Source organism: Rhizobium leguminosarum, assembly GCF_019798305.1.
Lineage (GTDB): Bacteria > Pseudomonadota > Alphaproteobacteria > Rhizobiales > Rhizobiaceae > Rhizobium > Rhizobium leguminosarum_U.
This window is the reverse complement of record NZ_JAAXDD010000008.1, coordinates 136,136-162,763: the sequence shown is the minus strand read 5'-3', so window position 1 is coordinate 162,763 and position 26,628 is coordinate 136,136. Positions and strand designations below refer to the sequence as shown.

At 61.4% G+C, this 26,628-nt stretch carries 25 protein-coding genes; 10 read left to right on the top strand and 15 right to left on the bottom strand.

Annotated elements, in window-relative coordinates:
* Positions 1–20 precede the first annotated feature (20 nt).
* The 5 genes from HFO99_RS16055 to bcsN are packed head-to-tail and all read right to left on the bottom strand — an operon-like array spanning position 21 to position 9,111.
* Positions 21–2,378, bottom strand: coding sequence for a cellulose synthase (locus HFO99_RS16055; protein WP_222362246.1), 2,358 nt, complete (start codon positions 2,376–2,378; stop codon positions 21–23).
* Positions 2,375–3,421: a glycosyl hydrolase family 8 gene (locus HFO99_RS16050; protein ID WP_222362244.1), complete on the bottom strand. Its 1,047-nt coding sequence runs from the start codon at positions 3,419–3,421 to the stop codon at positions 2,375–2,377. Before HFO99_RS16050 ends, HFO99_RS16055 begins: the two co-directional genes overlap by 4 nt.
* Positions 3,418–5,883 carry a cellulose biosynthesis cyclic di-GMP-binding regulatory protein BcsB gene (locus tag HFO99_RS16045; RefSeq protein WP_222362242.1) on the bottom strand — a complete coding sequence of 822 codons (2,466 nt, stop codon included), beginning with the start codon at positions 5,881–5,883 and terminating at the stop codon, positions 3,418–3,420. Before HFO99_RS16045 ends, HFO99_RS16050 begins: the two co-directional genes overlap by 4 nt.
* The gene (gene bcsA / locus HFO99_RS16040; protein ID WP_222308221.1) at positions 5,880–8,072 is read right to left on the bottom strand and encodes a UDP-forming cellulose synthase catalytic subunit; all 2,193 of its coding nucleotides are present in this window, start codon (positions 8,070–8,072) and stop codon (positions 5,880–5,882) included. Before bcsA ends, HFO99_RS16045 begins: the two co-directional genes overlap by 4 nt.
* A gap of 58 nt (positions 8,073–8,130) precedes the next feature.
* Positions 8,131–9,111 carry a cellulose biosynthesis protein BcsN gene (gene bcsN / locus HFO99_RS16035; RefSeq protein WP_222362241.1) on the bottom strand — a complete coding sequence of 327 codons (981 nt, stop codon included), beginning with the start codon at positions 9,109–9,111 and terminating at the stop codon, positions 8,131–8,133.
* A 325-nt stretch (positions 9,112–9,436) separates the two neighbouring features.
* Here bcsN and HFO99_RS16030 point away from each other — a divergent pair, with 325 nt between their 5' ends.
* Positions 9,437–9,751 carry a DUF1236 domain-containing protein gene (locus HFO99_RS16030; RefSeq protein ID WP_222332983.1) on the top strand — a complete coding sequence of 105 codons (315 nt, stop codon included), beginning with the start codon at positions 9,437–9,439 and terminating at the stop codon, positions 9,749–9,751.
* Between the two features lie 39 nt (positions 9,752–9,790).
* On the opposite strand, the gene HFO99_RS16025 is transcribed toward HFO99_RS16030, so the two are convergent.
* Positions 9,791–11,437 carry an ATP-binding protein gene (locus HFO99_RS16025; RefSeq protein WP_222362239.1) on the bottom strand — a complete coding sequence of 549 codons (1,647 nt, stop codon included), beginning with the start codon at positions 11,435–11,437 and terminating at the stop codon, positions 9,791–9,793.
* Between HFO99_RS16025 and HFO99_RS16020 the strand changes: the two genes are divergently transcribed.
* Both HFO99_RS16020 and HFO99_RS16015 read left to right on the top strand, forming a co-directional pair.
* The gene (locus tag HFO99_RS16020) at positions 11,418–11,648 is read left to right on the top strand and encodes a hypothetical protein (protein WP_222252090.1); all 231 of its coding nucleotides are present in this window, start codon (positions 11,418–11,420) and stop codon (positions 11,646–11,648) included. The genes HFO99_RS16025 and HFO99_RS16020 overlap by 20 nt on opposite strands.
* Positions 11,649–11,817: 169 nt before the next feature.
* A complete protein-coding gene (locus HFO99_RS16015) occupies positions 11,818–12,165 on the top strand; it encodes a response regulator (protein ID WP_064251550.1) in 348 nt (115 codons plus the stop codon).
* Positions 12,166–12,173: 8 nt separating this feature from the next.
* Here the strand turns inward: HFO99_RS16015 and HFO99_RS16010 are convergent, their stop codons facing one another.
* From HFO99_RS16010 to HFO99_RS15985, 6 genes are all read right to left on the bottom strand, one after another.
* Positions 12,174–12,713, bottom strand: coding sequence for a MerR family transcriptional regulator (locus tag HFO99_RS16010; RefSeq protein WP_017963795.1), 540 nt, complete (start codon positions 12,711–12,713; stop codon positions 12,174–12,176).
* A 150-nt stretch (positions 12,714–12,863) separates the two neighbouring features.
* A complete protein-coding gene (locus tag HFO99_RS16005; protein ID WP_018241528.1) occupies positions 12,864–13,202 on the bottom strand; it encodes an integration host factor subunit alpha in 339 nt (112 codons plus the stop codon).
* Positions 13,203–13,307: 105 nt separating this feature from the next.
* Positions 13,308–14,279: a beta-ketoacyl-ACP synthase III gene (locus tag HFO99_RS16000; RefSeq protein WP_222308218.1), complete on the bottom strand. Its 972-nt coding sequence runs from the start codon at positions 14,277–14,279 to the stop codon at positions 13,308–13,310.
* Positions 14,280–14,299: 20 nt separating this feature from the next.
* On the bottom strand, positions 14,300–15,346 hold the full coding sequence (gene plsX / locus HFO99_RS15995; protein WP_064251549.1) for a phosphate acyltransferase PlsX: 1,047 nt from the start codon (positions 15,344–15,346) through the stop codon (positions 14,300–14,302).
* A gap of 98 nt (positions 15,347–15,444) precedes the next feature.
* A complete protein-coding gene (locus tag HFO99_RS15990) occupies positions 15,445–15,999 on the bottom strand; it encodes a YceD family protein (RefSeq protein WP_222252086.1) in 555 nt (184 codons plus the stop codon).
* 11 nt (positions 16,000–16,010) lie between these two features.
* On the bottom strand, positions 16,011–16,667 hold the full coding sequence (locus tag HFO99_RS15985; protein WP_222362237.1) for a ubiquinol-cytochrome C chaperone family protein: 657 nt from the start codon (positions 16,665–16,667) through the stop codon (positions 16,011–16,013).
* 136 nt (positions 16,668–16,803) lie between these two features.
* On the opposite strand from HFO99_RS15985, the gene HFO99_RS15980 reads away from it, so the two are divergent.
* Positions 16,804–17,337, top strand: coding sequence for an outer membrane protein assembly factor BamE (locus HFO99_RS15980; RefSeq protein ID WP_017963789.1), 534 nt, complete (start codon positions 16,804–16,806; stop codon positions 17,335–17,337).
* 97 nt (positions 17,338–17,434) lie between these two features.
* Here HFO99_RS15980 and HFO99_RS15975 read toward each other — a convergent pair whose 3' ends face one another.
* From HFO99_RS15975 to ribH, 3 genes are all read right to left on the bottom strand, one after another.
* The gene (locus HFO99_RS15975) at positions 17,435–19,573 is read right to left on the bottom strand and encodes a sodium-translocating pyrophosphatase (protein ID WP_222332981.1); all 2,139 of its coding nucleotides are present in this window, start codon (positions 19,571–19,573) and stop codon (positions 17,435–17,437) included.
* Positions 19,574–19,771: 198 nt separating this feature from the next.
* Positions 19,772–20,254, bottom strand: a complete 483-nt coding sequence (gene nusB, locus HFO99_RS15970) for a transcription antitermination factor NusB (RefSeq protein WP_222332980.1) — start codon at positions 20,252–20,254, stop codon at positions 19,772–19,774.
* Positions 20,255–20,257: 3 nt separating this feature from the next.
* Positions 20,258–20,713, bottom strand: coding sequence for a 6,7-dimethyl-8-ribityllumazine synthase (gene ribH, locus HFO99_RS15965; protein ID WP_003547214.1), 456 nt, complete (start codon positions 20,711–20,713; stop codon positions 20,258–20,260).
* Positions 20,714–21,059: 346 nt separating this feature from the next.
* Here ribH and HFO99_RS15960 point away from each other — a divergent pair, with 346 nt between their 5' ends.
* The 6 genes from HFO99_RS15960 (at position 21,060) to rfbB (ending at position 26,627) form a co-directional block, all read left to right on the top strand.
* Entirely contained in the window at positions 21,060–21,419 is a 360-nt protein-coding gene (locus HFO99_RS15960) for a hypothetical protein (protein ID WP_222362235.1), read from the top strand.
* Between the two features lie 217 nt (positions 21,420–21,636).
* Positions 21,637–22,137: a cupin domain-containing protein gene (locus HFO99_RS15955; protein WP_222362233.1), complete on the top strand. Its 501-nt coding sequence runs from the start codon at positions 21,637–21,639 to the stop codon at positions 22,135–22,137.
* Positions 22,138–22,160: 23 nt separating this feature from the next.
* Positions 22,161–22,676, top strand: coding sequence for a GNAT family N-acetyltransferase (locus HFO99_RS15950; RefSeq protein WP_222332978.1), 516 nt, complete (start codon positions 22,161–22,163; stop codon positions 22,674–22,676).
* Between the two features lie 310 nt (positions 22,677–22,986).
* On the top strand, positions 22,987–24,963 hold the full coding sequence (locus HFO99_RS15945) for a glycosyltransferase family 1 protein (RefSeq protein WP_222362231.1): 1,977 nt from the start codon (positions 22,987–22,989) through the stop codon (positions 24,961–24,963).
* Between the two features lie 24 nt (positions 24,964–24,987).
* A complete protein-coding gene (rfbC, locus tag HFO99_RS15940; RefSeq protein ID WP_162117194.1) occupies positions 24,988–25,554 on the top strand; it encodes a dTDP-4-dehydrorhamnose 3,5-epimerase in 567 nt (188 codons plus the stop codon).
* Positions 25,555–25,571: 17 nt separating this feature from the next.
* Entirely contained in the window at positions 25,572–26,627 is a 1,056-nt protein-coding gene (rfbB, locus tag HFO99_RS15935) for a dTDP-glucose 4,6-dehydratase (protein ID WP_222362229.1), read from the top strand.
* Position 26,628 lies beyond the last annotated feature (1 nt).

The window sequence follows — 26,628 nt, the reverse complement described above, 5'->3', positions numbered from 1 at the left end:
GAGGTGCGGCGGCGTCAACGTCAGTCGTTGACGTCGGGGTGCGTGACGTTTCTGACGTCGGCAAGACCGCGGGCAGCATCGCGGCTGCCGGTCGCGGCAGCGGCTTCGAAGATGCGGGTCGCATCATCGTACATTTTGAGATTGAGGTAGCAATAGCCGCGCAGAACCATCAGGTCGATGCGTTCCTGCTGCAGCTGCGCGCGCTGATCGAGATAGATGAGGGTTTCGCGATAACGCCCAGCGTCGAAGGCCAAAAGCGCACGGTCGGCGAGGATCGCCACCTGAAGCTCGGCGGCGCGCTGGCGGTTCTGCGGCGCCTTGGTGGCCGCGACGGCGGCATTGCCGGAGAGGCCGGCGCGCAGATAAGCAAGGCTTTGGCCGTAGGCTGCGTCTTCGCGGACCTTGCGGGTCGGGCTCTGCAATGCGGCCTCGAAGGCCGAGATCGCCTCCATCGGCCGGTTGATATCCATCAGGCACCAGCCGCGCGACAGCGCCTCGGCCGGCTTAAGCTGCCCCGCATCGATTGTCGTCGAGCAGCCGCGCGTCTGGCGCGGGCCGCGCGGAACGGTCACCGTCTCCATCGCCGGGCTCGCGGCGCGAACGACCACTTGCGACCCCGGCTGCAGGATAACGCGGCGCTCGGCCGGAAGCGGCTCTGTCGGGGGATTTTGCGTCGGCTGAGCCGATGGTTGCCGTGCGGCAAGCGTACCCTTCTCCGGCGGCGGCGTAACGGCATTCGGTATCAGGGAGGACGTGTCTTCAAGATTGGTGATTCGGCTCGACCGGCCGGCCCAGGCGCGCTGGAGGTCGAGCACGCCCTTGCGGTCGCTCAGTTGCTCGCGGGTGACGACAAGGCCATAGGCGGACGGTTCGTCATCAGGTTTCCAGGCAAGCGCCGTCTCGAACCAGCGCGTGGCGGTCTGGAACTGGTTGAGGGAACGGGCATACCAGCCGAACTGCTGCGCCGTCGGCACGTATTTGCGGGCGATGACCTCGGCGGCAATACGGTGCAGCACGTCTTCGGCCAAATCGGCCGGCGGCTGCAATGCCATCAGGTTGGCGGTCGCGGCGAGATAGGTTGAAGTCGCATCCACGGAATCGGCGCGCCAGCGGAACATCACCTCCTCGGCTTCCTCAGGCGCCTTGCGGGCGATTAGCGCCAGCGCCAGCCCCTGCGAAGCGGCCGCCGAATCTTGCTTGGCTCGGGCAGCGCGGAACCATTTCTCGGCATCGGCATCGTTGTTGCGGCGAAGCTGATACCAGCCGAGCAGCAACGCGTCGGAGGCGAGCCCCTCAGTCTCGGCGAGTTTTTCGAGACGGGCGATGTAGTCGGGTGCGATAACAAGCTTCGGATCGTCATTGCCCTCGGCCATGAAGCGTCGGGTGAGATTGTCGCGGATCGCATCGAATTCCTTGCTGCCGTCGGCAGCAGGCCTCTCCAGCGTGAGAAGTGCCTGCATCGGCTGGTAGGCAAGCAGCGTCGAGGCTTTTTCGACCGTCGCCTGCCGCTCGGCGGGATTGGTGCAGTTCTTCAGGATATAAGCGTAGGCATCCTGGCCGCGCTGCGCCCTCTCCGTCCGGATGAAGGCTTCGGCGACACGCCAGAGAATATCGACCTCGCTACAGGTGAGCAGGCTCGGTGTTGCGGCAGCGATATCGACGACCGTCGCATATTGCTTGAGGTCCGACGCATTGACGAGACGGGCACGGGCCTCGGCGACGTCGAGCCGGTCGAGCAGATCGGCCGGCGGCTGCCATCCGGCATCGGCTGCCTGGCGGTCGGCGACGGCCTTGCGCAGCTCCGCATAGCGGCCATCGGAATAGAGCTGCCACATGGCCTCAAGCTTTTTGTCGCCATTCTGCGGCACGGCGAGCGGATCGGCCGGCGGAACCCAGTTTGGGTAGAGCGCCTGAAGGCGGGAGATTTCGGCCTGCAGGCGCACCTTGTCGCCGCGGCTGGCGAAATAACGAAGCGCACTTTCATCGACGGCAGGCTGCGCAGGCGCGGCCGCCTGTTGCGGTGCTGGCGGCGCGGAAACGATGGGCGGCGTGACCGGCGCCGGCTGGGCGACGGTCTGAGGTGTCGCGGGCGGTGCCGCCGGTTCCGGTGCTGCGGCATCCGGCTCGCGCACGCCCGGTGCTGGCGGCGACGGGGATGTGATCGCCTCGATCTTGTCGGCCACCAGCTGCGCATTGAATTCAGGATTGCCGGTGGAAGTATCAGTCGGCTTGATGCGGCCTATCATCATCAGCTCCGGTGCCGGCTTGCCGGCAGACCCAAGGCCGAACTTTTCCTGCAGAGCGGCACGATCTTTTAGTCCGGTGACGAGGGTTGCCACCACGACTGCCGCTGAAACCGCCACGAGAGAAGACTTCACAGACACTCCGGATGCTTCTCCCCAATATAGGCCAGCCCCAGCAGTTGAAGCGTGGACGGATAATAGAGTGCGGGCGCAAATTGCAGGGCCGAGACCGGCAACTTGGTCCCATCGACCACACAGGCCACAACATCGTTAACAATTCGATAACCTGGGTCCGGCAACACGGTCTTCGTCCGGCCGGTGGTCAGATCGATGGTGGCGGGAACGCCGTCTTGGGACATCCCGTGCTGCAGACGGGTCAACAGCGCCTTGTCGGTGACGCCGCCACGAACAAGATAGAGCGGGATGCGGATGGCGTTATAGCCAAATTCGACGTCGAAACCCTGCGCCGGCTGCGGCAGACCGCTGAGACTCACCCATTCGGCTGGAAGTTTGCGCGGGCCGAACTGCATCGTCTTCAACAGCGCCAAGCCATCGTTAGTCAGTTTTTGCCAGGCATCCGACGGAGCAAGCGCCGCCATCACCGGGATCGCCTCGTAAACCCAGTAGGACGGGTTGACGACGGGGCCATCCTCACGGTCGGTAGCGGCAAAACCCTGGCTCCCCGGCAACAGGAGTGTGTGGCCGGCCGAGTGCACGACCGTTTCGGCAAGCAGCGCCTGCGCCATTCGGGAGGCGGCGAGGATATAGTCGTTGCGTTTCCACGCCGTGCCGGCAAGCGCTAGCGCATAGGCGATCAGCATGTCGCCGTCCGAGGCGTTGTTGGTGTCGGTGACGTGCGGCTTGCCGTTCGGATCCCATTTCCAGACGGCCAGGCCATCGTCGCGCAGCAGCAGCTCGGTGCGGGTAAAATACCAGATCTGTTCGAAATCGGCGGGGCTGGCTGAGAGATAGGCGAGCAGCATGCCATAGCCCTGCCCTTCGCTGTGGCTGATATTGCCGTTGCCGTTATCGATGATGCGGCCGGTCGCATCGAGAAACTTCGCCTTGTAGGCCGACCATGCGCCAGCATTGATCATCGCCTGCTGTGCCCCGGCAGGCGAGCCCGCCGGGACAAGCGCGACCGTTGCCGCCAGCAGGAGCGCGTGCCACTGCCTCATTTGGACCGACCCAGTTTTCTGAGCATGCTCGAGGTGGTGATCCCGATCAGCAGCACGAAGACGACCAGCAGGAAGGCGTAGGAGAGGATATTCGTCGATAGCCAGTTGGCGGCGATCAGACGATAATTGGCGATCGACCAGGGGGTGGACGGCACGAAATCGAAACGGGTAACGGGCACGGTTTCGATCTTGCCTGTCTTGCTCGAATAGGTGGTGATGTGGCCTGACATCTGCGGCCAGTTCAGCTGCGCGGTCAGAACCTCGAGCCCTTCACGCAGGTCCTTTGCCGATGGCGCCGCCACCACGGTCCAGGCGCCAGCCCCCGCGGGGCTGGAGCCCTGGGCAACCAGCAGCGTGTCGGCGTTGGCCGGCGTGAAAATCTGCTCGGCGCCGGGGATGAATTGCAGCGAGCTGCGAGAGATATCGAAATTGCGCGACAGCCACTCGCGGAAGGCCGTGACCCGGTTGCGCAGGACACCGCCGCTGACTTTGGAATTCCACTCCTCGAAAGCAGTACCGGTATCGACGACGCCCGCCTGCGCATCGGGCACGGGAAGCCATGAGGCCTGGCTCGCCGTGGCGATATTGGTCTGCGACAGCGCGGTTGCCGGCATCTGCGAGATGGAACCGATGAAGATCGCGTCACGATCGCCGATCGTATTCGCCGAGGCGACGGTTTCGACGGCGATCGGATGGCCGGCGGTGATCGCCATCTGGCCGAGCAGCGTGGCGGCGGCCGAAAGCGTATCGGCGTCGATGCGGTCGATGAAGAGCGGCGTCGGCTCCGTGGCCGGACCATAGGGATAGGCGGTGCCGGCCATTGCGGCCAGATTCGGACGCTGACCGACGCGGGCGAAATCCGGAATCTGCAGCTCGGAGGTATCGAACAGGGCAAAACGTGGGGTGGCGCCGGCGGTTGAGCCCGGCGCGCAGACGGCATCGTCCTTGGTCATCAGGATCGCCTCGATCGCCACCGAATTGAGACCTGGCTTGAAGTGACGCATCGTCACACGGATCGGCAGATGACGGAGAATGCCGCCCGATGTCGTGGTGATCGGCACGGTGGAGGCGATGTTGTCGTTGACGTAGATATCGATGTGGCTGCCGGGCATTACGTTATCGGTATAGGCGGCGTCGAGCAGCACCTTCGCCTCACCATAGGCATTGGCATAAAAATCGGCCGGCACGGCGATATTGAAACTGGTTCGCAACCGCCTGCCAGAGAATTCGGCGGTCTTCACGCCGAGCTGAGACAAGGCGATGTTCGTGTCGGAAAAGACCAGCGGCGCGTTCGGCGCGCTCCAGCGCTCGGTGGTCAGCACGTCGCGGCGAACATCCGAGGACCTGTCGGTCGGCGAGACGATGGTGTCGATCGCCGAGGAGACCGCCTGCCAGGAGGGGCCGCTGATCAGAAGCACCGGCGAGCCGCTGCGCGGATCGGTGACGAAAGCGGCGAGTGCTGCACTTTCGGCGCCGGGCGGCAGGCCGGGAAAGAGCGGCCGCAACTCCGCCGCGGTACCGACGAGTACGCTGAGCTTGCCAGGCCCGCTGGGCGGAAGCGAAGCGGTGCTGAAGGCAAAGATCTGGTTCGGCATGCTGCTCAGCAACGACAGGCCCTGCGCCAGCCGTAGCAGCGGCTTGGTGGTTCCCGGCTGCTCCAGCGCCGGGACAACGATGTCGAACTCCGTCTTGCCGGCTCCGTCGACGCCGATGGCGCGGATTGCGTCGGCGCTCGATAGCTGGGCGGCATCCCTGCCGGCAAAGCTCAGATAGGTTCCGGCCGGATCGATATTCGACCACAGTTCATAAGTGGATTGGATGCTGCAATCAGTGCGATGGCGCTGATTGGCTTCGAAAGTGACGAGGTTGGCACCCGGCTGCAGCAGACCGGGCGGAACCTCGAAGGTGACGGCCGAAGAGCCATCCGGCGAGCCGACGCGCTGCTGGCCGATCGGGCGGCTGTTGAGATAGACGGTCAGCGCCGAGGCCTCAGGCGCAACGACGATTGAATTCTGGTAGGCAAAGGTGAAGCTTGCCTTAGCCGTCGCCTGCTCCGGTGTCAGATAAATAGTCCATGACCGGCGATCGTATTCGCCGCTAAGGCCGAGTTTCGAAAAGGGCACGACAAAGCGACGGACATCGCCGGCACGCAGCGGCGCAACGCTGTTTGCGGCTGCGGCAGGCCGGGGCGCAGGCATCGTCGGCTGCGGCTGAGTGGCAACCGGCGAAGCAACAGGAGGGGGAGCAGCCGGGGTTGCAGGCGCGGGTACGACGGAAACTGGAGGCATGACGGGAACGGGCGCAATGACCGCAGGCGGCGCGGCCTGTGTGGGCGGCGTCAATCTCGGGGTAACGGACGCACCGGGCGGCCGTTCGCCGGACATGTCGAAGGGTGCCGTCTGCGCCTGGACGAAGGCGGAGGCATTCAGCAGGAGAAGCGAGGCGACGACGATCGTTCTCATCCGGCGTTGACCTTTGCCGCCTGCTGCTGGGCTTCCCGCTCCGGCCGCATACTGCGGAAGAAGTAAACGAGGCCGCGGCTCGTCTGGTAGAACGACATGCCGAGAAACCAGATGGTGCCGCGGATCAGGCCCGGATTGCGGCGGCGCGAGGCCTGGAACTCAGTCCACTGGTCGGAATTGGCAAACATCAGATCGGCGATCAGGCGATGGTCGAGCGCGCTTTTCGGCACGTACTGGCAACCGACATTGCTGATGTCGCCCGACGGCTCGATGTTGCGGACGATGAGCGGCAGGGTTTCGAGATCCGCGCCGCTATAGGGCCGGAAGCGGATTTCGCCGACGGCGCCGACCAGCATCTCGTCGAGATGCTTGTTGAAGATGTGAAGCCTTGCGCCGTGAACCGAGACGTCCTCGATCGAGGCCGTGTACCACTTGCCGTTGGCGCCGAATTCGCAGCGCCGGTTGACGCGGACGCGACGGGACGAGGCGCGCTCGCCGCGCTCCGACACGACACCAAGCGCGCAGCCGGCCATGATCAGGTTGATGACATTCCATCCGCCGACGACGAGCGTGACGTCGGCTTTATAGGGCTCGGCGTAGATCTTGTAGATGGTGATGACGAGCGCAACGATCTGCACCGCAAAGATGACGAAGAACGGACGACTGATCTCCGACAGTCGGCTGACAGCGATCGATTCGTCCTTGGCGGTGACCTTGAAGGTCGGCTTTCTCGGATTGAGCATGACGGAGACGACGGCCGGCAGCAGGTGCACGGTCTGGACATATTCGTAGAGCTCGGAAATCCAGGGCCAGCGGAAGGACCCGTAGAGATAGTTCTGCATCATCAGATTCACGAGCATATAGGCAAGCGTATAGGCGAGGAACTCGCCGCCCGAGGCGGTGAAGATTTCCAGATCGAAGAACAGGTAGAAGAGCGGCGCAAACAGGAAGATCGTGCGCGGGAACGGGAAGAGCCAGAAAAGCGTGGAGGACATGTAGCAGAAGCGCTGCGGGATCGTCAGGCCGCGCTTCAGAAGCGGAAAGCGGAAGCGCAGGATCTGCATCATGCCCTGCGCCCAGCGGCTGCGCTGGCCGATGAAGCTTGCGAAGGTGGCTGGCTGCAGACCGGCGATCAGCGGCTTGTCGACATAGATGCTGTTCCAGCCGCTGCCATGGAGCGCCAGCGCCGTCTCGCAATCCTCGGTGATGCTGATGCCGGAAAAGCCGTTCTGGGATTCGAGCGCCCTGCGGCTCAGAACCGCGGCCGAGCCGCAGAAGAAGGCGGCGTTCCATTTGTCGAGGCCGCGCTGGATGATGCCGTAGAACATCTCGTTCTCGCTCGGCATCTTGTCGAAGGTGCGCAGGTTGCGCTCCAGCGGATCGGGATTGATGAAGAAGTGCGGAGTCTGGACGAGGAAGAGCTTCGGATCGTCTTCGAAGTAACCGACGGTCTCGAGCAGGAAATCGCGCGCCGGCGCGTGGTCGGCATCGAAGACGGCGATGAGTTCGCCGGTCGAATGTTTCATGCCATTGTTGAGATTGCCGGCCTTGGCGTGCTCGTTGCGGTCGCGCGTGAGATAGCTGACGTCGAGATCATCACAGAGCTGCTTCAGTTCGCTATGGCGGGCGGCGGCCGCCTGGGCTTCGAGCAGCTTGCCGGAATTGCGCTTCTGCAGGGTGCCGCCGTCGTCGAGCAGCCAGACATGCAGTTTCTCGGCCGGATAGTCCATGGCCTTGGCGGCGGCCAGCGTGTTTCCGAGAAGACCGGCATCCTCATTGTAGGATGGCACGAAGACGTCAACATGAGGAAGGCGCCCGGGATTGGCGGCACGCGAGGGGCGCGACGGCAACGGCGTGGCGACGATGAACAGGCTGAGCGCCAGCATCGCGACGCTATACATTTCGGCAAGATAGAGCAGCAGGCCGGGAATAAAGTTTTCCAGCTGATTCAGAGGCGGCAGCGTATTGGTGGTGCGCCAGTAAACATAGCGCAGCACGATCGACGTGCCGAAGGCGAGCGCCACCAGGCGCCACGTCCCCTCGCCCTTCAGAATCTTGATCAGCGCCATCACAGTCACGACCGTGATGCTGGTGATGAGCTGGGTCTGCAGGTTGACCGGCAGCGTGATCAGCACGATCATGCAGAGCGAAACCACTGCCCATATGATGACACTGCGGGCTTTGCGCATCGGCGTTCCTTCGAAATTGCTCAACCGGGGCACCAACTGGCGCCCGCGGGCATGCTCATTATCTCCGGCAGGCGGCCGTCGTGGCCGCGTCGCCTATGCAGTCCGGCGAAGGCACGGTGACGCCGATTGCCCTTACCGATTGTTCGATTGGCGCGGCGGCCGCATCCGACCTTGCACTCGTCTGTGAAGCCTCGCCCGGCAGCGGCACGCGCGGGCCGATGGGTGCAGGCACCGATGCGGCGCCTTGAGCCGGTTGCGGCGATGAGGCGCTACGAACGGCAGCTGCCCGCGGCCGGCTGACAATGGCAGGCGCCGGCTCGTAACCGATCGGCATCGGGCTGGCACGATAGCCGCCCTCGTCCGGATAGATCGGCTCGCCGGTGTGCCCGAGTGCTGCGTCGGCGGGCGGCGGATTGCCGTAAGGGTTCCAGACCGCGCCGTCGAAGGTGCCTGATATGGTGTAGCCATAGACGATGCCGAGCAGCTGGCGCTCGCTCGCTCTGGCATCGCAAAGACGCAGGCGCAGCTGGATCATGCCGAAATTGCGCGCCTGGGTATTGGCGGCAGTGCTCGAGCGGATCTGCTGCCAGGCATAGACGCAGGTGTCGCCGGCACGGCTGCGGCCGGAGGCATAACCGAAGGGGCCATAGGCGTTCTGCAGGAAGGTCGCCGACGTCGCCATCGGCACGCCGGGGGCCGAACGCGCCACCTCGCGGGCAATGCCGCTCTCGTTGATCATGCTGTAGCCGGCATTGCCGGTACCGGGATTGGCCCCGGAGGCGCCGAAGAATTGGACCTTCAGGAAATTCTGACCGGGCACAGAGGATGACGTAAATAGCGAGATCGTCTGCTCGACGCCGTTGCCGCGCTTGCGCTCGACGACGCTGACGATCGACGGGCCGCCCGGCGGCGGCAGGACCAGCGCCTTTTCCGGCGTCACCGTCTCCGGCCCGGAAGGCTGGCGCACACCGCCGGTCGATGTGCAGCCGGCCATCATGCCCGCCACTGCCACCAGCGATATCGTCTTCCGCAATCGCATGTCTCGATCCGCCGAAATCGTATTTCTAGAGATCCATTCGCAAGCCGAAACGCGACGAATCGTCGAATCAACGACCGGTTGGTCGTCCGTTCGGAATAAACGTCCAACATGGTTAGCGAAAAGTAAACAAGCGAGCCCTAACATCGCTGGATGGACTCTTTTCGAACTTTGTTCAGGCAGCTCAACCGTATGATGCAGAAATTAATTTAGTAACAACTTAATTACTCTCATTGCGCCTGTCTTCCGCTACGGCGAAAAGCTCGCGGGGAACCATGCCGCATGGCCGGCGTTGCCTTGAGGTCTGGGGTAGAAAGGAGAACATCCCATGCGCAAGACCATGCTGGCTGCGGCCGCCATACTGACCATCAGCTCCGCCGCCTTCGCGCAGAGCACCGTCATTGTCACAGATCCCGCACCAACCGGCTCCGTCGTGTTGCCCGGCGAGGTGCGTACCTATGTGATGGAGCAAAACACGCCGTCCGTCGTCTATGACGGTGATATCGCGGTCGGAGCGACGCTGCCCGATACCGTCGAAGTGCACACCGTGCCGGACATGGACGGCTACGGCTATACCGTCGTCAATGAACGGCGCGTGATCGTCGAGCCGAAGACCCGCCGCATCATTCAGGTGCTGGAATAACGAGGTCTGGATTTGCGGACGTGCGGCCTTATTCCGGCTTCACGTCCGCTCGTCTCCCGCCCTCGCCGGTACATTCAGAAGTTCGCGGATCTTATGAGCGAGCTGCTGCAGGCTGAAGGGCTTGGAGAGCAGGGAAACGCCGTGATCGAGCACACCATTGTGGACGATGGCATTTCGGGTGTATCCCGTCGTGTAAAGGATCCGGATCGTCGGCCATTTCTCCTCGACGACATCGGCAAGCTGGCGTCCGCTCATCTGCGGCATGACGATATCGGTGAAGATCAGGTCGACTGCCGGATTTTCTTCGAGCAACAGAAGCGCCTCGATGCCGCTTGCCGCCTGCAATACGGTGTAACCGAGTTCATGCAGGCTTTCGGCGGTCATGGTGCGGACGTGCTCATCGTCCTCCACCACCAGGATCGTATCGTTGAGACTGCCGTGAGGAATCGGCTGGGTGCCGGCTGCGCCCGACCGGGCGTCCGTCACGCCGACACGACGGGGGAGATAGATCTTCACCGTCGTGCCCCTGTCGATCTCCGAATAGATCTTGATGTGGCCGCCGCTCTGCTTGACGTAGCCATAGACCTGGCTGAGACCGAGGCCAGTGCCTTTGCCGGGTCCCTTGGTCGTATAGAACGGGTCGAAGGCGCGCTCGATCACCTCCGGCGACATGCCGGTGCCGGTGTCAGTGATGCTGACCATCACATATTGGCCCGCCTCGACCTCCGAATGCATGCGCGAATATCGCTCGTCGAGTTCGGTATTGGCTGTCTCGATCGTTAGATTTCCGCCGCCCGGCATAGCATCGCGGGCGTTGACGGCAAGGTTCAAGATGGCATTTTCGAGCTGGCTCAAATCGGCAAAGCTCGGCCAGAGACCGCCGGCAAGCACGGTCTCGATGCGGATCTGCTCTCCGAGCGTGCGCCGCAGCAGCTCAGACATGCCGCCGACCAGCTTGTTGAGGTCGATCACCTCCGGGGCGAGCGGCTGCTGGCGCGAGAACGCGAGAAGACGCGCGGTCAGTACCGCCGCCCTCTGCGCACCGTCTTTGGCATTCTGGATGGAGTATGGCAGGCGGGGATCCTCGCTGCCGCTCAGCCGCCGCTGCGCGAGATCGAGGTTGCCGATGATGATCGCCAACATGTTGTTGAAATCATGGGCGACGCCGCCGGTCAGCTGGCCGATCGTCTCCATCTTCTGCAACTGGCGGACTTGCGCCTGAGCGGCAGCATTCTCTTCCATCTCATGCCTGAGCTCGGCAGTGCGCTGGACCACCGTCTCTTCGAGGCGCGTGTTGAAGCTGTTGAGCTCGCTACGAAGGCGGCTCTGTCGCTCATGTGCGATAATGATCATCTCCATCAGGCCGACGATGATCGCGGCATTGATGAAATAAGTGGAAAGGCCGACCCATTGGCCGGCGCTGACCGGCCAGAAGACATTGTGCGGCTCGACGAAAAACTGCTGGACTATGAAACCGGCAACCAAGGCCGCGACAAGGCCCGGCCCCGCGCCGCCTATGAAACTGGCGAGCAATATCGCCGGAAGAAAGCTCAGGAAGGGAAATTCGGAGAGAGTGTCGCTGGCGGCAAGCCTCAGAAGAAATGTCAGGCCAACGAAGGCAATGGCCAGCGGATAGGTATAACCCGGCCTGTGACGCAGCCAATCCGTGGCACTCAGCAAATCCATTCGACACCCCTTCTTACAGCGCCGCCATGTCTTTTCAGACGCGCAAATGACGCTGCAACGCTTTGAATTGCTGCATAATTCTATTCCTCGAATCTATGCCGGTTTAAGGAATTATGCAGGAGCCGTTGCGGAAAACGGCATCCCAGCTTTTGCACATCGAATTTCAACCGGCAATATGCTGTTTCTCGTACCGCCGGGCACGACGTCTTGACGAGCCGTGCAAGCAGTCCACATAAATCTCCGTGCCTAAAGCGCGTCGCGATCTTTCAGATTCGCTCCTCGCGCTTTAGGTCTTTGTTTTTACGCATATCGTTATCGCAAAACCGCGGCACACTTTTGCGCGACATGCTTTAGCAAGGGGGCAATGGGTGGACGGGATCATGAAAGACATATTCATCGTCGAAGACGACACGCTGATTGCCATGCTGCTCGAGGACATGCTTGCCGATTTGGGTTACCGGGTCTGCGCCAGCGCGCCGGATCTGGAACGGGCGTTGGCAACCGCCAGGGATACTGAGTTCGACGCTGCAATCCTCGACGTCTCGCTTGCCGGGCAGAGTTCGCTGCCGGTCGCAAAGCTGCTCGACGAACGCGGGAAACCCTATCTCTATGCAACGGGATATGGCGCGCCGCCTGATGGCAGCAGCCCAAGCATGCTGCCCGTGCTGCAAAAACCCTTCCAGCTCAGCGAACTCGAACAGGCGATGAAGCGGCTTACTGAAACCTGAGTTCCTGTTCAACGCACCTGATCAAGCAGACGCTTGCATTCCAGGAGGTCGTAGAGCGCCTCCTGCAGCAGCGCTCGGTCTTCCTTGCCAACGCTCGATTTGCCGATCGAGACTTCCTGCTCGTCGTCTCCAGCGACGAAATTGAAGAACCTGCGGGTGATCGGCGGTTTGGCGCGGCCGACAATCTGGTCTTCATCAGCCATGCCGACGCGCGGTTCCCCGGCACCCACCTCCTGTACGCCCGACGCAAGCGCCTCGACGCTGGCAAGATCACCGTGGCCGACTGATATGACAAACTTGTTGCCGTTGGTCTTCAGAAGCTTCTGCACACCCTTGATCGTATAGCCGTGATCATAGAGCAGATGCCGGATGCCCTTGAGAAGATCCACATCCTCCGGTCGGTAGTAGCGACGGCCCCCGCCGCGCTTCATCGGCTTTATCTGGGGAAAACGCGTCTCCCAGAAGCGCAGCACATGCTGCGGCAGATCAAGATCGTCTGCGACTTCGCTGATGGTGCGAAAGGCATCGGGGCTCTTGTCCAACGTCATACTGCTACGCGACCTCGCGGCTCGATCCTACGGCGACTCATCGTATTTCAACGGTTTGGCGCCGACAATTCAAGTCATGTCTCGACGTTGCGCACAAGGATGGTCAGTGCGAGAGAGAAAAAAAGCCGTTTCGAAACGGGAAGCCGATTATCAAGGAGCCGGATTCAGCGGCTTCAGCTTGATCTTGCGAGCGACATGCGCCTTGAGAATGCGCGTCTTCAGCACGTTCGACGCTTTGAAGGTCATGACCCGGCGGGGGGAAATCGGAACCTCCTCGCCGGTCTTCGGGTTGCGGCCGATTCGTTCGTTCTTGTCGCGCACCTGGAAGGTGGCAAAGGAGGAAAGCTTGACGGTTTCACCACGCACTATGGCGTTGCAGATCTCGTCGATGACAGTTTCGACCAGTTCGGCAGATTCGGTCCGGGACAGCCCAACCTTTCGGAAAACGGATTCCGCCAGGTCTGCTCGCGTCACTGTTTTTCCGGTCATGGTTTCCCCGCCCATATAAAATATTTTGTGAAATCGCACGAAGAGTATTTGTCTTGCGCCTTACGGTCAAGCTCTTGTTCGCCGCCAGTTTTTTAGGATTCGTGCCTACCAGCGCAGCAGAACCGCACCCCAGGTAAAACCGCCGCCCATCGCTTCGAGCATCACCAGGTCGCCCTTTTTGATGCGGCCGTCGCCGGCAGCGGTGGCAAGCGCCAGCGGGATCGAGGCGGCCGACGTATTGCCGTGCAGGTCGACGGTGATGACGACCTTCGCCGCATCGATGTTCAGCTTTTTCGCCGAACCGTCGATGATGCGGCGATTGGCCTGATGCGGCACCAGCCAGTCCAGGTCATCGGCGGTGGTCCCGGTCGCATCGAAAGCCGCCTGAATGACGTCGGTGATCATGCCGACGGCGTATTTGAAGACCTCGCGGCCTTCCATGCGCAGCTTGCCCACAGTGCCCGTCGTCGACGCTCCGCCATCGACATAGAGCTTGTCCTTGTGCGAGCCGTCGGAACGCAGATGCGCTGTCAGCACGCCGCGATCTGCAACGGTGCCCTCGCCTTCGGTCGCTTCGAGTATGATCGCGCCGGCGCCGTCGCCAAAAAGCACGCAGGTGGTGCGGTCGTTCCAGTCGAGAATGCGCGAAAAGGTTTCGGCACCGATGACGAGAACGCGCTTGGCAAGACCGCCACGGATATAGGCATCGGCGGTCGTCACCGCGTAGACGAAACCGGTGCAGACGGCCTGGACGTCGAAGGCGAAGCCGTGGCTCATGCCGAGGCGGTTCTGGATGTTGACCGACGTTGCCGGAAAGGTGTTATCCGGCGTGGAGGTGGCACAGATGACAAGATCGATATCGGCAGGCGTCAGGCCGCCATTGGCAAGGGCTGCGCGTGCGGCGGCCTCGCCGAGCGACGCGGTCGTTTCGTCATCGCCGGCGATATAACGCTGGCGGATGCCGGTGCGCTGGACGATCCATTCGTCTGATGTGTCGACGATGGCCTCCATGTCACGATTGGTCATCACGCGCTTCGGGAGTGCGGCTCCGAACCCGCGAACCACTGAACGGATCATCTTTGATTGAACCCCATCGCTCATGCCGCTTCCGGGCCCATCGGGGGCAGCCGCTTGGCATGGTATTTCTTAAGATCGTTTTCTATTTTCTGATTGAGGCCGTTCTTGGCCATGTCGTAGCCGACTTCGATGGCGGCTGCGATGCCTTCGGCATTCGCCCCGCCGTGGCTTTTGATGACGATGCCGTTCAGGCCGAGGAACACGCCGCCATTGACCTTGCTCGGATCGAGCTTCTCGCGAAGCATGTCGAAGGCGCTTTTGGCGAAGAGGTAGCCGATGCGGGCCAGCAGCGTGCGCGACATGGCGGCACGCAGATATTCGCCGATCTGCTTGGCGGTGCCTTCGGCGGTTTTCAGGGCGATATTGCCGGAAAATCCTTCGGTGACGACGACGTCGACCGTGCCCTTGCCAAGGTCGTTGCCCTCGACGAAGCCGGAATATTCGAGCGAATCGATGTTCGCCTCGCGCAACAGCCGGCCGGCCTCCTTGACTTCCTCCTGGCCTTTCATCTCCTCGACGCCGACGTTCAGAAGGCCGACCGTCGGACGTTCGACCTCGAAGAGCGCACGCGCCATGGCGCCGCCCATCAGGGCAAAATCCATCAGCTGCTGCGCGTCGGCGCCGATCGTCGCACCGACATCGAGCACGATGCTCTCACCCTTCAGCGTCGGCCAGATCGCGGCAATCGCCGGACGCTCGATATTGGCCATGGTGCGCAGACAGAACTTCGCCATTGCCATCAGCGCCCCGGTATTGCCGGCCGAGACCGCGACGTCGGCGTCGCCCGTCTTCACCGCCTCGATCGAACGCCACATGGTGGAGATATAACGGCCACGGCGCAGCGCCTGGCTCGGCTTCTCATCCATGGCAACAGCAAGCTCGCAGTCGTGAAAGAGCGACTTTTCCTTAAGCTTCGGAAACCTGGCGAGAACCGGATCGCACTGTTCCTTGAGACCATAGAGAACGAAGGAAATATCCGGATGCCGATCCAGCGCCTTGGCGGCGCCGGGGATGACAACCTGGGGACCAAAGTCGCCACCCATGAGGTCGAGAGATATTCTGATCACGCGTCCCTGATCCTTCTTTTCGCCGAGGGCGAAATTTCGGCCAAAATACCGGTTTTGGCGTCGCTTACAACTGAATTGTGTCAAATGCCAGAGGGGCTTCAGTCCTTTTTCCAGTCCTTAAGGATGGCGAAAGCGGAAGGCTTTTTGTCGTCCTCGCCGCTGTCCTCGACATGGCCGGCGAATTCGATGCCCTGCTTGCGCGGATAGGGATCGATTGCGAGAGCAGCGAATTCGGCAACCACCTCGCCGGCATCGATCGTATCGCCGACGAAGGTCTCGGGCAGATCGGGACCGTCCGGATCGAGCAGCATCTCGCCGGCGTCGTTGCCCGCCTGGCGGGCAAGCTTGGAGCCCTCCGGCACGAAGATCTGCTCGAAATTCTCGTCGATGGCGGATTCGACCGGTTCCAACGTCACGACGCAGGACTGAACGATCTTCGCCTGCACGCGGCCCTTGATGCGCACGCCGTCGCGCTTCCAGCGGGCAATCTGCAGATCGGCGCGGAGATCGTCGACGGAGACGACGTTCCAGGTCTCGGCAAGCGCCTTCAGTTCGCTGGTGTCGGCCTCGACATGGACCTCGACGGGGTTGGCCGAGATGTGGCCGACCTTGACGTGATAGGAGAAGGGAACATCGTCCCGATTGTTCTTCATCGTTTCCTCCTTCAGGTGACCGGTAGGTAGGCGACCGGTGGGAGCGTCGCCGAACCGGTGGCGATCACCTCTTCGGCAACAGCGGACAGATGCGATTCTGCGGCCATCATCCATCCGGCGAGGCCGGACATATCGGCAGGCGCCGAGGTTTCGGGGTAGATATTGCGCTGGAGAGCGAGAGCGAGCGCTTCGGCATCGCCTGTGTCCATCGCCTTCGAATAGGCTTCAAGCCGGCCGTAAAACATACCGGCGAGCTTCTTCATGCGCTTGGGCACGCTGTTGTCACCGATGCCGAGTTCGCGGATCGAATAGTCGATATCCTGGAAGAAAGCGTCGACGATCTCCTGGGCGATCTCCTGGCCGCTGGTGGCGGAAGCACGTGTGCGGCGAAAAAACAGAATCATGGCGATCGACAGCATCTCGAAACGGCCCATGACCGTATCCGGCACATTGAGCCGCTCGTAGAGTTCCGGCATGCGCGCAGCCGCCGCTAGCGCCGCATATTGCCGATCGACGATCGCCTGATTGTTGTTTTTCTTGCGGAAGAGCCCGAAGATCATTGTTTTTTCCGGAAATGCCTCATTCTTCATGCCGGCTGGCGTCTGGCCTTGTTGCATGATTTCGAAAGCTGGTTTACCGAAGCAGGCGCGAATTGCAATGCCGATCATGGCCAGTTTCGGGACGACGCCTTCGATGCGTCAGCGAAGCGAATTCGGGACATTCGACCCGGAATGGCCACAATGGTTTTGCAGGAGGAAAGCGTGCAAGGCCCCAAATGGCTGCTATCGACACTCAAGGGAGTAGATGTCGTTGAATAAACGGTATTTCAAGTCTGACGTGAAATTCTTCAGCAGTGCGGCCATTGCCTTCATAATCGCCTCCACATCAGCTCTTTCCGGTTGCCAGACCAGCACCGTGCTCAATGGCGGCTACGTCGCCGACCAGCAGTCGCTGAACCTCGTTCCCGAAGGCTCCAGCCGCGAGCAGGTGCTGCTTTCGCTCGGGACCCCGTCGACGACGGCGACCTTCGATGGCGAAGTCTTCTATTACATCTCGCAGCGGCGTACGCGTGCCGTCGCCTTCCAGAAACTGAAGGTCGTCGATCAGAGCGTTCTGGCGATCTATTTCGACAAGGACGGCGTCGTCAGCCGCCGCGCCAACTATACGCTACAGGACGGCAAGGTGTTCGACACGATCGGGCGCGTCACGCCGACCGGCGGCAAGGAACTCACCTTCCTGCAGCAGATGCTTTCCGGCGGCAGCGCCGCGAGTGCTGCCCGCAGCCTGTTCGGCGGTGGTGCCGGCGGCACGCCGCAGAACCCAAGCAGCCTGCGCTGATCGGATACGCCTTATACGAAAACCCCGCCGGATCGCTCCGGCGGGGTTTTTTGATAGTCGCTGTTCCAGTTTGCCGCGCCGAGCCGGGCGGCATGCCTCATCCGGCGAGAACGGCGAGCAGCAGCAGCGCGACGATGTTGGTGATCTTGATCGCCGGGTTGACGGCTGGGCCGGCGGTATCCTTGTAGGGATCGCCGACAGTATCGCCGGTGACGGAAGCCTTGTGCGCATCCGAGCCCTTCATGTGGCGCAACCCGTCCTTGTCGACGAAACCGTCCTCGAAACTCTTCTTGGCGTTGTCCCAGGCACCGCCGCCCGACGTCATCGAGATGGCGACGAAAAGGCCGTTGATGATGACGCCGAGCAGCGATGCGCCGAGGGCGGCAAAGGCGGAGGCCTTGGAGCCGGAGATGAGCAGCACGCCGAAATAGACGACGATCGGCGCCAGCACCGGCAGCAACGACGGCACGATCATCTCGCGGATGGCGGCCTTGGTCAGAAGGTCGACCGCCCTGCCGTAATCCGGCTTTTCCGTGCCCTGCATGATGCCGGGCTTTTCCTTGAACTGACGACGCACTTCCTCGACGATCGCGCCGGCCGCGCGGCCGACGGCGGTCATGGCGATGCCGCCGAAAAGGTAGGGGATGAGACCTCCGAAGATCAATCCCGCCACCACGTAAGGGTTGGAAAGATCGAAGGAAATTTCGCCGATGCCGGCAAAATAAGGGAACTTGTCGCCATTCGCCGCAAAATATTTGAGGTCATAGGAGTAGGCCGCGAAGAGCACCAGGGCGCCGAGACCGGCAGAACCGATGGCGTAGCCCTTGGTCACGGCCTTGGTCGTATTGCCGACAGCATCGAGCGCATCGGTGGATTTGCGCACCTCCGGCGGCAGATGCGCCATTTCGGCGATACCGCCGGCGTTGTCCGTCACAGGTCCGAACGCGTCGAGCGCGACGATCATTCCGGCGATGCCGAGCATGGCCGTGACCGCAATGCCGGTGCCGAACAGGCCGCCGAGCTGGTAGGTGGCGAGAATGCCGCCAACGATGACGATCGCCGGCAGTGCCGTCGATTCCAGTGAAACGGCCAGGCCCTGGATGACGTTGGTGCCGTGACCGGTGACCGAGGCCTGGGCGATCGAAACGACCGGGCGCTTGCCCGTGCCGGTATAATATTCAGTAATCACGACGATCAGTGCGGTGACGACGAGGCCGATGATGCCGCAGAAGAAGAGGTTCGCGCCGGATATGTCGGCGCCTCCGACGGAGCCGATCGATCCCCAGCCGATGGTGAGAGAGGTGGCAGCGCCAAGGCCGACGATCGACAGCAGGCCGGTGACGATGAGGCCCTTGTAGAGCGCGCCCATGATCGAGCCGTTCGAGCCGAGCTTGACGAAGAAGGTGCCGATGATCGAGGTGATGATGCAGGCGCCGCAGATCGCCAGCGGATAGACCATCGCAGACTGGAGGATCGGCGCGCCGGCAAAGAAGATCGCGGCGAGAACCATGGTGGCGACGACCGAGACCGCATAGGTTTCGAAAAGATCGGCAGCCATACCGGCGCAGTCGCCGACATTGTCGCCGACGTTATCGGCGATCGTTGCCGGGTTGCGCGGATCGTCTTCGGGAATGCCGGCTTCCACCTTACCGACCAGATCGCCGCCGACATCGGCGCCCTTGGTGAAGATGCCGCCGCCGAGACGGGCGAAGATCGAGATCAGCGACGCGCCGAAGCCGAGCGCCACCAGCGCATCGATGACTTCGCGCGAGCCACTCTCATGGCCGAGCCCGATGGTCAAGACCGTATAGTAGATGGAAACTCCAAGCAGCGCCAGGCCAGCCACCAGCATGCCGGTGATCGCACCCGACTTGAAGGCGATGTCGAGGCCGGCGGAAAGGCTCACGGAAGCTGCCTGAGCGGTGCGCACATTGGCGCGGACGGAGACGTGCATGCCGATGAAACCAGCAGCACCGGAAAGCACGGCGCCAATCAGGAAGCCGATCGCGGCCTCGGCGGAAAGAAGCAGCCAGGCTAAAATGAAAACAACAACCCCGACAATGGCAATGGTTCTGTACTGGCGCGTCAGATAGGCTTGCGCACCTTCGCGGATATAGCCCGCGATCTCCTGCATGCGGCTGTTGCCCTGATCGGCGGCAAGCACCGACCGGGTTGCCCAGGCGGCATAAACCACCGAGAGCAGACCGCATGCGATTACGCATAAAAGAATCGTCATTTCGCTCTTTCCTCCCATAGGCCGGAGCTCACTCCTTCTCCGGCAGATACGCCGCCGAATCGCCTTCCTCTCCACAGAAATGCCACAGCTAAGCGGTGCGGAGATTGCTTGGTCGATCACGTGGCGTCAAGACCGCAGCGGGCGAAAACCATTGCAGTACGAAGAAAGACGTAGGGGGATTATTTGGCGGCTAAGGACTTATTTCTTCGCCTCGCCGCGAACCTGCTTTGCGATGCGGTCGAGCACGGCGTTAACGAGCTTCGGCTCGTCGTCGTCGAAGAAGGCCTGGGCGATCTCGACATATTCGGTGACGATGACCGCCACCGGAACGTCCTTGCGGTCGGTGATCTCGAAAACGCCGGCGCGCAGGATGGCGCGCACTGTGCTGTCGAGGCGCGACAAGGCCCAATCATCCTGCAGAGCTGCGGCAATCAGCGGATCGAGGCGGACCTGATCTCGCACGACACCGGAGACGATGGAACGGAACCAGGCTGCATCGGCTTTCAGATAAGTCTCGCCATCGATTTCCTGACCAAGACGGTGCGCCTCGTATTCAGCCACGATCTCCAGAACGCCCGTGCCGCCGACATCCATCTGATACAGTGCCTGAACGGCAGCAAGACGGGCAGCGCCCCGCTGGTTCGCAGTCTTGACCGGCCGTTCCGTCTTATCTTCGTTCATTCGTTATGCACCCAGTTTCTGCTTCAGCTCGATCATGGTCAGAGCTGCACGAGCGGCAAATCCGCCCTTGTCCTTTTCCGAGCGGCGCACGCGCGTCCAGGCCTGCTCGTCGTTTTCGACGGTCAGGATGCCATTGCCGATGGCAAGGGACTCGCTGACCGCAAGATCCATCAAGGCGCGCGAGGATTCGTTCGACACGATATCGAAGTGATAGGTCTCGCCGCGAATGACCATGCCGAGGGCGACATAGCCGTCATAATGCGTTCCGCCATTGTCGTCTCCATCGAGCGACATGGCAATCGCCGCCGGAATTTCCAGTGCGCCGGGAACGGTGACGACCTCGAAGGTGGCGCCGGCCTCCGTCAATGCGAAGGTCGCGCCTTCGAGCAGGGCGTCGGCCATGTCGTCGTAGAAGCGGGCCTCAACGATCAAAATATGGGGAGCGGTCTCTCTCGACATGGTTCACCTTCGGTTGGCGGGACATTTACCCGCTCGGCAGCCCGCGGTCAAAACATGCCTTCGTCCGAATGGCAAGCAATTTCGCCCGATGCCGCAATAGGAAAGAGGAAATATCTGCAAGGGGATAGCAGCACCACAGATGCACAGCTGGGCAAGCTTCCAAAACCGACTTTCCGCGATGCCTCGAAAGCGACAATTCGAAGGCAGTCTTCGTGAACAATTCTTAACGTATTTTCAGTGGCTTAAACCATTGAATCGCGGAAGGGAGAGCGCCAATTCCATGTCGTGACGAAGACGATCCCCTGCAACGACAGTCGACCGTCAAAGCAGATGAAAGGATACCATCATGAACCGCGTTGTCACCATTACTATCGCTGCAGCCCTCTCATCTCTCGCCTTTGCCGGCGTCAGCCGGGCCGAAAGCCTTGGGATGAACACTGCCCAGGGCATCGAGCAGACGCTCCGAACCTTCCAGGGCAATGATTTTAATGTCGAGCAGGTCTATAACTGGCGCAATCGCGATGACGAAACGACAGGTCCGCGCTCGGCACCGGAACGCTCCAGCCAGGCCGTTCGCGGCATCCAAGCCTCGATTGACGCCAACAGATCGCTTGCCCACCGGCTTAACAACGAAGGCGTCGACGTCCGCAACATCGTCAACGCCGAGCAGGCAGCCGACGGAAGCTTGACCTTCTACGTCCGCTGACGCGCCAGCGCATACCCCGAGACCGGAATCGATCGTCGGGGGGGGTATGCGTGGGTTGAAGTGATCGAGCGTCCCTAGCGTTTCCATTCGACGCACGGCGCTGAAAGCATGGGCGGCCGCCTCCTCTCCGCCCATGCTGGGGATATCGGAGATAGGCCCAGATAATCATTGTATTTTCCTGGGATGACGGCTTCTCTTGCTGAAACAGGAGGACGTCATGACGGAATCGAAGGCGGTGATCAATACCGCCGATCTCAAGCTCGACCATTGGAAACAGGGCGAGCTCTATGAAGGCACCGACACCTCTTTCGGCGCGCTTCTCGGCCTGGTCGGCCTCGGCGTCAGCTACAACGAGGTGCCGCCGGGCAAATCGGGCTGCCCCTTCCACAACCACCACGTCGAAGACGAGCTCTTCCATGTGATCGCGGGTACCGGCGAATACCGCTTCGGCGACGCGCGCCATGCGATCAAGGCGGGCGACGTACTCGGCGCGCCGGCCGGCGGGCCTGAAACGGCGCACCAGATCATCAATACCGGCACGGCCACACTCGTCTATCTCGGCATTTCGACGATGGCGAAGACGGAGATCGTCGAATATCCCGATTCCGGAAAGTTCCTTGCCAAGACGAATAGGGACGGTGCAGAAAACAAGCGCTTTCGTCATATCGGACGGGCGGAAGGTGATCTCGACTATTGGGACGGCGAGCCCGGCGCCTGAGAGCGCGATTCCAAGGACCCATCATGACCGACATTCCGACCCTCGAAACGGCGCGGCTGACGCTTCGCCCTCACCGCCTCGACGATTTCGACGCACATGCGGCACTATGGGCGGACGAGGACGTCGTGCGCTTCATCACCGGCGTGCCGTCAACGCGCGAGCAGAGCTGGAGCCGCATGCTGCGCGTCGCCGGCATGTGGCATCACATGGGCTTCGGCTTTCTCGCGATCGTCGAAAAGGAGAGCGGCCGGTTCATCGGCGAAGCGGGCTTCCTGGAAGCCCGGCGCGAGATGGAACCGTCGATCGAGGGGACGATGGAGGTCGGCTGGGCGCTGATGCCCTCGGCGCACGGCCGCGGTTATGCCACTGAGGCGCTGAAAGTCCTGATCGGCTGGGCGGAAACGCATTTTCCCGAAAAACAAATGAGCTGCATCATCAGTCCCGAGAACCAGGCCTCGCTGCGGGTCGCAACCAAGCTCGGCTTCCGCGAGACGGCGCGCACGCAGTACAACGGCGAGATCATTCAGTTTTCGCGGTAGGGAATGAGAATTGGCTACCCTATCGAATGATGGGGTCTACAAAAGCGGCGTATAAACCGAGGCGGCCCAATTCCAAATGTGCCATCGCAACTCTTTGCGATACTGGCAGCAGAAACGGCTGAGCCAATAAAGCTGGCTAGAGAAAACTGAGCACGGAAGTCGAGCGCCCACACCCGCTCCATGCTGACCAGCGAAAGTTCTGCGAACAGTGTGGCGCAAGCTTCATCTCAAATAGTAGGCATCAAACAGGCTCGAATTGCCGCTCTGCGGATTTCCCGTGGAGACGCCAGCTCTTCGCAAAGGACATACCTTGACGATCAATCAGCCCATTTCTTCTTTGCCGGCCGGTCTTCCCGACCTGGCGCTTCTCACGCAGAAGGCCGCCGGCACGGGATCCGTGATTGTCTATCAGCCCTATCTCGATCCCTCGCAGCGCAGCCAGCTCGATGCGGCTGCCATGCCGCTCGACATCTCGTTCAATACGCAGGCTACGACCCGCGAATATGAACTCTTCCTCACCCTGCATCAGCATCACGAGGCGATCGGCCTCGGTGACGACGTGTTTTGGGGGCTGCTCTCGAGCAAATTCGAGATGAAGTCGGTGACGAGCTTTCCGGCTTTTGTCACCGAGGCAGAAAAGGCCAGGGCAGAAGGTGCGGACGCCTATCTTTACAACCCGCTGATCGGCCACGCGGCGATCTACAGCAACGTCTGGGAGCATTCACTGCTTGGCGGTCACCCCGGCATGGAGCCGATCTTTCTCCATATCCAGGAGCTCGGCTATCCGATCGCTCCGCCGCAGGACAAGACTGCCTTCATGTTCTGCAACTATTTCTGCGGCAACCGCAAATTCTGGTCCGGGTATTTCGCCTTTTGCGAACGCATTCTGGAATCGCTGGAAAACCAAGCCCGCGCCGGCACGGCGGCCGGCGCCGCCTATGCCGGTTCGGCGCACTATTCACGCGATGCCAACGCGCAGATGCGCCCCTTCGTGATCGAGCGTCTGCTCGGACTTTATGTCCAGCAGGCTATCGCCTCCGGACTGAAGATCGCCGCCTTCGTACCGACCGTTGCCGATTTTGAATGGAAGTTCGGTGTCCGCCTCGGCCGAATGCTGCATGGCCTCTTCGCCGCCAAGGAAGCTTTTCTGCAGAGCCGTGACGAGGCTGTCCTGACCTCGTGGCAGCAAGGCCGCCAGCCCCTCATCAAGCAGCCGCACCTGATCTGGGGGGCTGATGATCCGCCCGGCTGGATGCCGCGCGGCCAATTTATCGGCGGCCGCGAATTGATGCGCGCCTATGCCCAGCAAGCGTCAGGCGCTTCCCCGGCACCGCAGCAGCCGGTGCGGACGGAAAGCCCCGCGACACCAGCCGCGCCGAAGATCGAGCAGCCGCTCCGCAACGTGTTGCAGCCCTTTGCAGGCGGATGGCAGGCACACAGGGACCGTCATTGCATCTGGATCGTGACGCCCGACCACTACAATCACAGCCACGCCTTCGATGAAGTCGCGCTTGGCCTACAGGGCGCCTTCGAGGAACTCGGCGGCTCGGCACCGATCACCCGGGACATGAACGCATTCGCCGGTCGTACGCCGATCATCTATGGCGGCAATCTTCTCCCGGCCGAAATCGTCAGCCATCTGCCGAAGGACAGCGTCGTTATCAATCTCGAGCAGGTGTCCGAAGAAAGCATCTGGATCAATTCGCGCTACACCTCGATCCTGAAGTCGTTTCCTGTTCTCGACTACAGCCCGCGCAACCGTGAAAATCTCGCCGCCAAGGGCATTGATCACGCCGGCGTGCTCGAAATCGGCTATAGCCGCTGCCTCAGCCAGATACAGCACGCCGCCGTCAAAGATATCGACGTGCTCTTTTACGGCTCTATGAACGAACGTCGCCACCATATCCTGAAGACGCTGAAGGACGGCGGGCTCGAGGTCGCGCACCTCTTCAACATCTATGGCGCGGAACGCGATGCGGCGATTGCCCGCGCCAAGATCGTGATCAACATCCATCATTATGCGAGCGGCGTCTTCGAGATCGTGCGCATTTCCTATCTGCTCGCCAATCGCGTTTGCGTGCTGACGGAAGGCGACATCCGCGATCCGGACCTTCAGCCCTTCATCGGCGGCTTGGCAATTGAGCCCTATGACGACATGATCGAGCGCTGCTACAAGCTGATCGCAGATGCCGACGAGCGCGATGCCATTGCCGCGAAGGGCCTTGCGGCTATGCAGAGCCGCTCGCAGGCGGACATGCTGATGAGCGTCATGAGGGCGGGCGCTTGATGAAGGCCGCAGAAAAGGTAAATCATGCGTATTGAGACTACGGTCATCGAGGGCATCATTGCGATCACGCCGCCACGCTTCGGCGATCACCGCGGCTACTTCTCCGAGGTATTCAAGGATGCTTGGTTCCGGGAAAATGTGGCCGACGTCACGTTCATCCAGGACAATGAATCGCTTTCGGCGCAGGCGGGCACCGTTCGGGGGCTGCATTTCCAGATACCGCCCTTCGCACAGGGCAAGCTGGTGCGCTGCCTTGCCGGCCGGATCATGGATGTCGTCGTCGATATTCGCGAGGGATCGCCGAGCTTCGGCAAATGGCTCTCTCAGGAGCTCTCGCCGGAAAACGGCATGCAGCTCTGGATACCGGCCGGTTTCGCACACGGATTCGCAACGATCGAGCCGAACAGCGTCATCAGCTACAAGGTAACCGCACCCTACAGCCCGCAGCATGATCGGGGCATCGCGTGGAACGATCCGGCGATCGGCATCCGCTGGCCCTTCGATGAGGGAGACATTGTGTTGTCCGACAAGGACAAGACGCTGCCATGGCTCGCCGATCTGCCAAGCCATTTTTCCAATTCAGCACAGTAACCAGGGATTGATTCACTATGCGCATACTGGTCACGGGCGGAGCGGGCTTCATCGGATCGGCATTGGTGCGCCATCTCGTCAGCGGGATCGGCGCCGAAGTGCTGAATGTCGACGCGCTGACCTATGCCGGCAATCTGGCATCGCTGAAATCCGTCGAATCGGCGCCGAACTATCAATTCCTGCACGCTGATATCTGCGACCGCGCCAGGATGCAGGAAGCATTCGCGTCCTTCCGCCCTGATACCGTCATGCATCTCGCGGCAGAGAGCCATGTCGACCGCTCGATCTCGGGCGCGGACGATTTCATTCAGACCAACATCGTCGGCACATTCAGTCTGCTGGATGCCGCACGGCACTATTGGGATGGGCTTGATGCTCGCCGCAAGAGTGCCTTCCGCTTTCTGCATGTCTCGACTGATGAGGTCTACGGCTCGCTCGGCGACGAGGGCCTCTTCGAGGAAACGACGCCTTACGATCCGTCCTCGCCCTATTCCGCCTCCAAGGCCGCGAGCGACCATCTGTCGATCGCTTGGCACCGAACCTACGGCATGCCCGTCGTCGTCTCCAATTGCTCCAACAACTACGGCCCGTTCCATTTCCCTGAAAAGCTCATTCCGCTGATGATCCTGAACGCACTGGAGGGCAAGCCTCTTCCGGTTTACGGCAATGGCGCGAATGTCCGCGACTGGCTCTATGTCGAAGACCACGCCCGAGCGCTCTTCACGATCGCATCCAGAGGGCGCCCCGGCGAAAAATACAATGTGGGCGGTCGCAATGAGCGCAGGAACATCGATGTCGTTCATCGCATCTGCGCTATTCTCGACGGCGTCCACAGTGACAAGGGACCGCATAAACGTCTGATCAACAACGTCACGGACCGCCCCGGACACGACGCACGCTATGCGATCGATGCCTCCAAACTCGAAAGCGAACTCGGCTGGAAGGCGCAAGAGACCTTCGAAACTGGCATCGAGAAGACCGTGCACTGGTACTTGGAAAACGAATGGTGGTGGAGGCCGCTGCGCGAAAACGTCTACTCCGGCGAACGCCTTGGCGTTTTCAAGGGACAATAAG

Bases quoted from the DNA above. Each gene is read 5' to 3' on its own strand.
- HFO99_RS16050 (WP_222362244.1), bottom strand. From the start codon at position 3,421: ATGAGGCAGTGGCACGCGCTCCTGCTGGCGGCAACGGTCGCGCTTGTC.
- HFO99_RS16000 (WP_222308218.1), bottom strand. From the start codon at position 14,279: ATGATCCGTTCAGTGGTTCGCGGGTTCGGAGCCGCACTCCCGAAGCGC.
- bcsA (WP_222308221.1), bottom strand. From the start codon at position 8,072: ATGCGCAAAGCCCGCAGTGTCATCATATGGGCAGTGGTTTCGCTCTGC.
- HFO99_RS15975 (WP_222332981.1), bottom strand. From the start codon at position 19,573: ATGACGATTCTTTTATGCGTAATCGCATGCGGTCTGCTCTCGGTGGTT.
- HFO99_RS15980 (WP_017963789.1), top strand. From the start codon at position 16,804: ATGTCGTTGAATAAACGGTATTTCAAGTCTGACGTGAAATTCTTCAGC.
- nusB (WP_222332980.1), bottom strand. From the start codon at position 20,254: ATGAACGAAGATAAGACGGAACGGCCGGTCAAGACTGCGAACCAGCGG.
- bcsN (WP_222362241.1), bottom strand. From the start codon at position 9,111: ATGCGATTGCGGAAGACGATATCGCTGGTGGCAGTGGCGGGCATGATG.
- rfbC (WP_162117194.1), top strand. From the start codon at position 24,988: ATGCGTATTGAGACTACGGTCATCGAGGGCATCATTGCGATCACGCCG.
- HFO99_RS16025 (WP_222362239.1), bottom strand. From the start codon at position 11,437: ATGGATTTGCTGAGTGCCACGGATTGGCTGCGTCACAGGCCGGGTTAT.
- HFO99_RS16015 (WP_064251550.1), top strand. From the start codon at position 11,818: ATGAAAGACATATTCATCGTCGAAGACGACACGCTGATTGCCATGCTG.
- HFO99_RS15950 (WP_222332978.1), top strand. From the start codon at position 22,161: ATGACCGACATTCCGACCCTCGAAACGGCGCGGCTGACGCTTCGCCCT.
- ribH (WP_003547214.1), bottom strand. From the start codon at position 20,713: ATGTCGAGAGAGACCGCTCCCCATATTTTGATCGTTGAGGCCCGCTTC.
- HFO99_RS15960 (WP_222362235.1), top strand. From the start codon at position 21,060: ATGAACCGCGTTGTCACCATTACTATCGCTGCAGCCCTCTCATCTCTC.
- HFO99_RS16005 (WP_018241528.1), bottom strand. From the start codon at position 13,202: ATGACCGGAAAAACAGTGACGCGAGCAGACCTGGCGGAATCCGTTTTC.
- HFO99_RS16045 (WP_222362242.1), bottom strand. From the start codon at position 5,883: ATGAGAACGATCGTCGTCGCCTCGCTTCTCCTGCTGAATGCCTCCGCC.
- HFO99_RS15990 (WP_222252086.1), bottom strand. From the start codon at position 15,999: ATGAAGAACAATCGGGACGATGTTCCCTTCTCCTATCACGTCAAGGTC.
- rfbB (WP_222362229.1), top strand. From the start codon at position 25,572: ATGCGCATACTGGTCACGGGCGGAGCGGGCTTCATCGGATCGGCATTG.
- HFO99_RS15955 (WP_222362233.1), top strand. From the start codon at position 21,637: ATGACGGAATCGAAGGCGGTGATCAATACCGCCGATCTCAAGCTCGAC.
- HFO99_RS15985 (WP_222362237.1), bottom strand. From the start codon at position 16,667: ATGATCGGCATTGCAATTCGCGCCTGCTTCGGTAAACCAGCTTTCGAA.
- HFO99_RS16030 (WP_222332983.1), top strand. From the start codon at position 9,437: ATGCGCAAGACCATGCTGGCTGCGGCCGCCATACTGACCATCAGCTCC.
- HFO99_RS16010 (WP_017963795.1), bottom strand. From the start codon at position 12,713: ATGACGTTGGACAAGAGCCCCGATGCCTTTCGCACCATCAGCGAAGTC.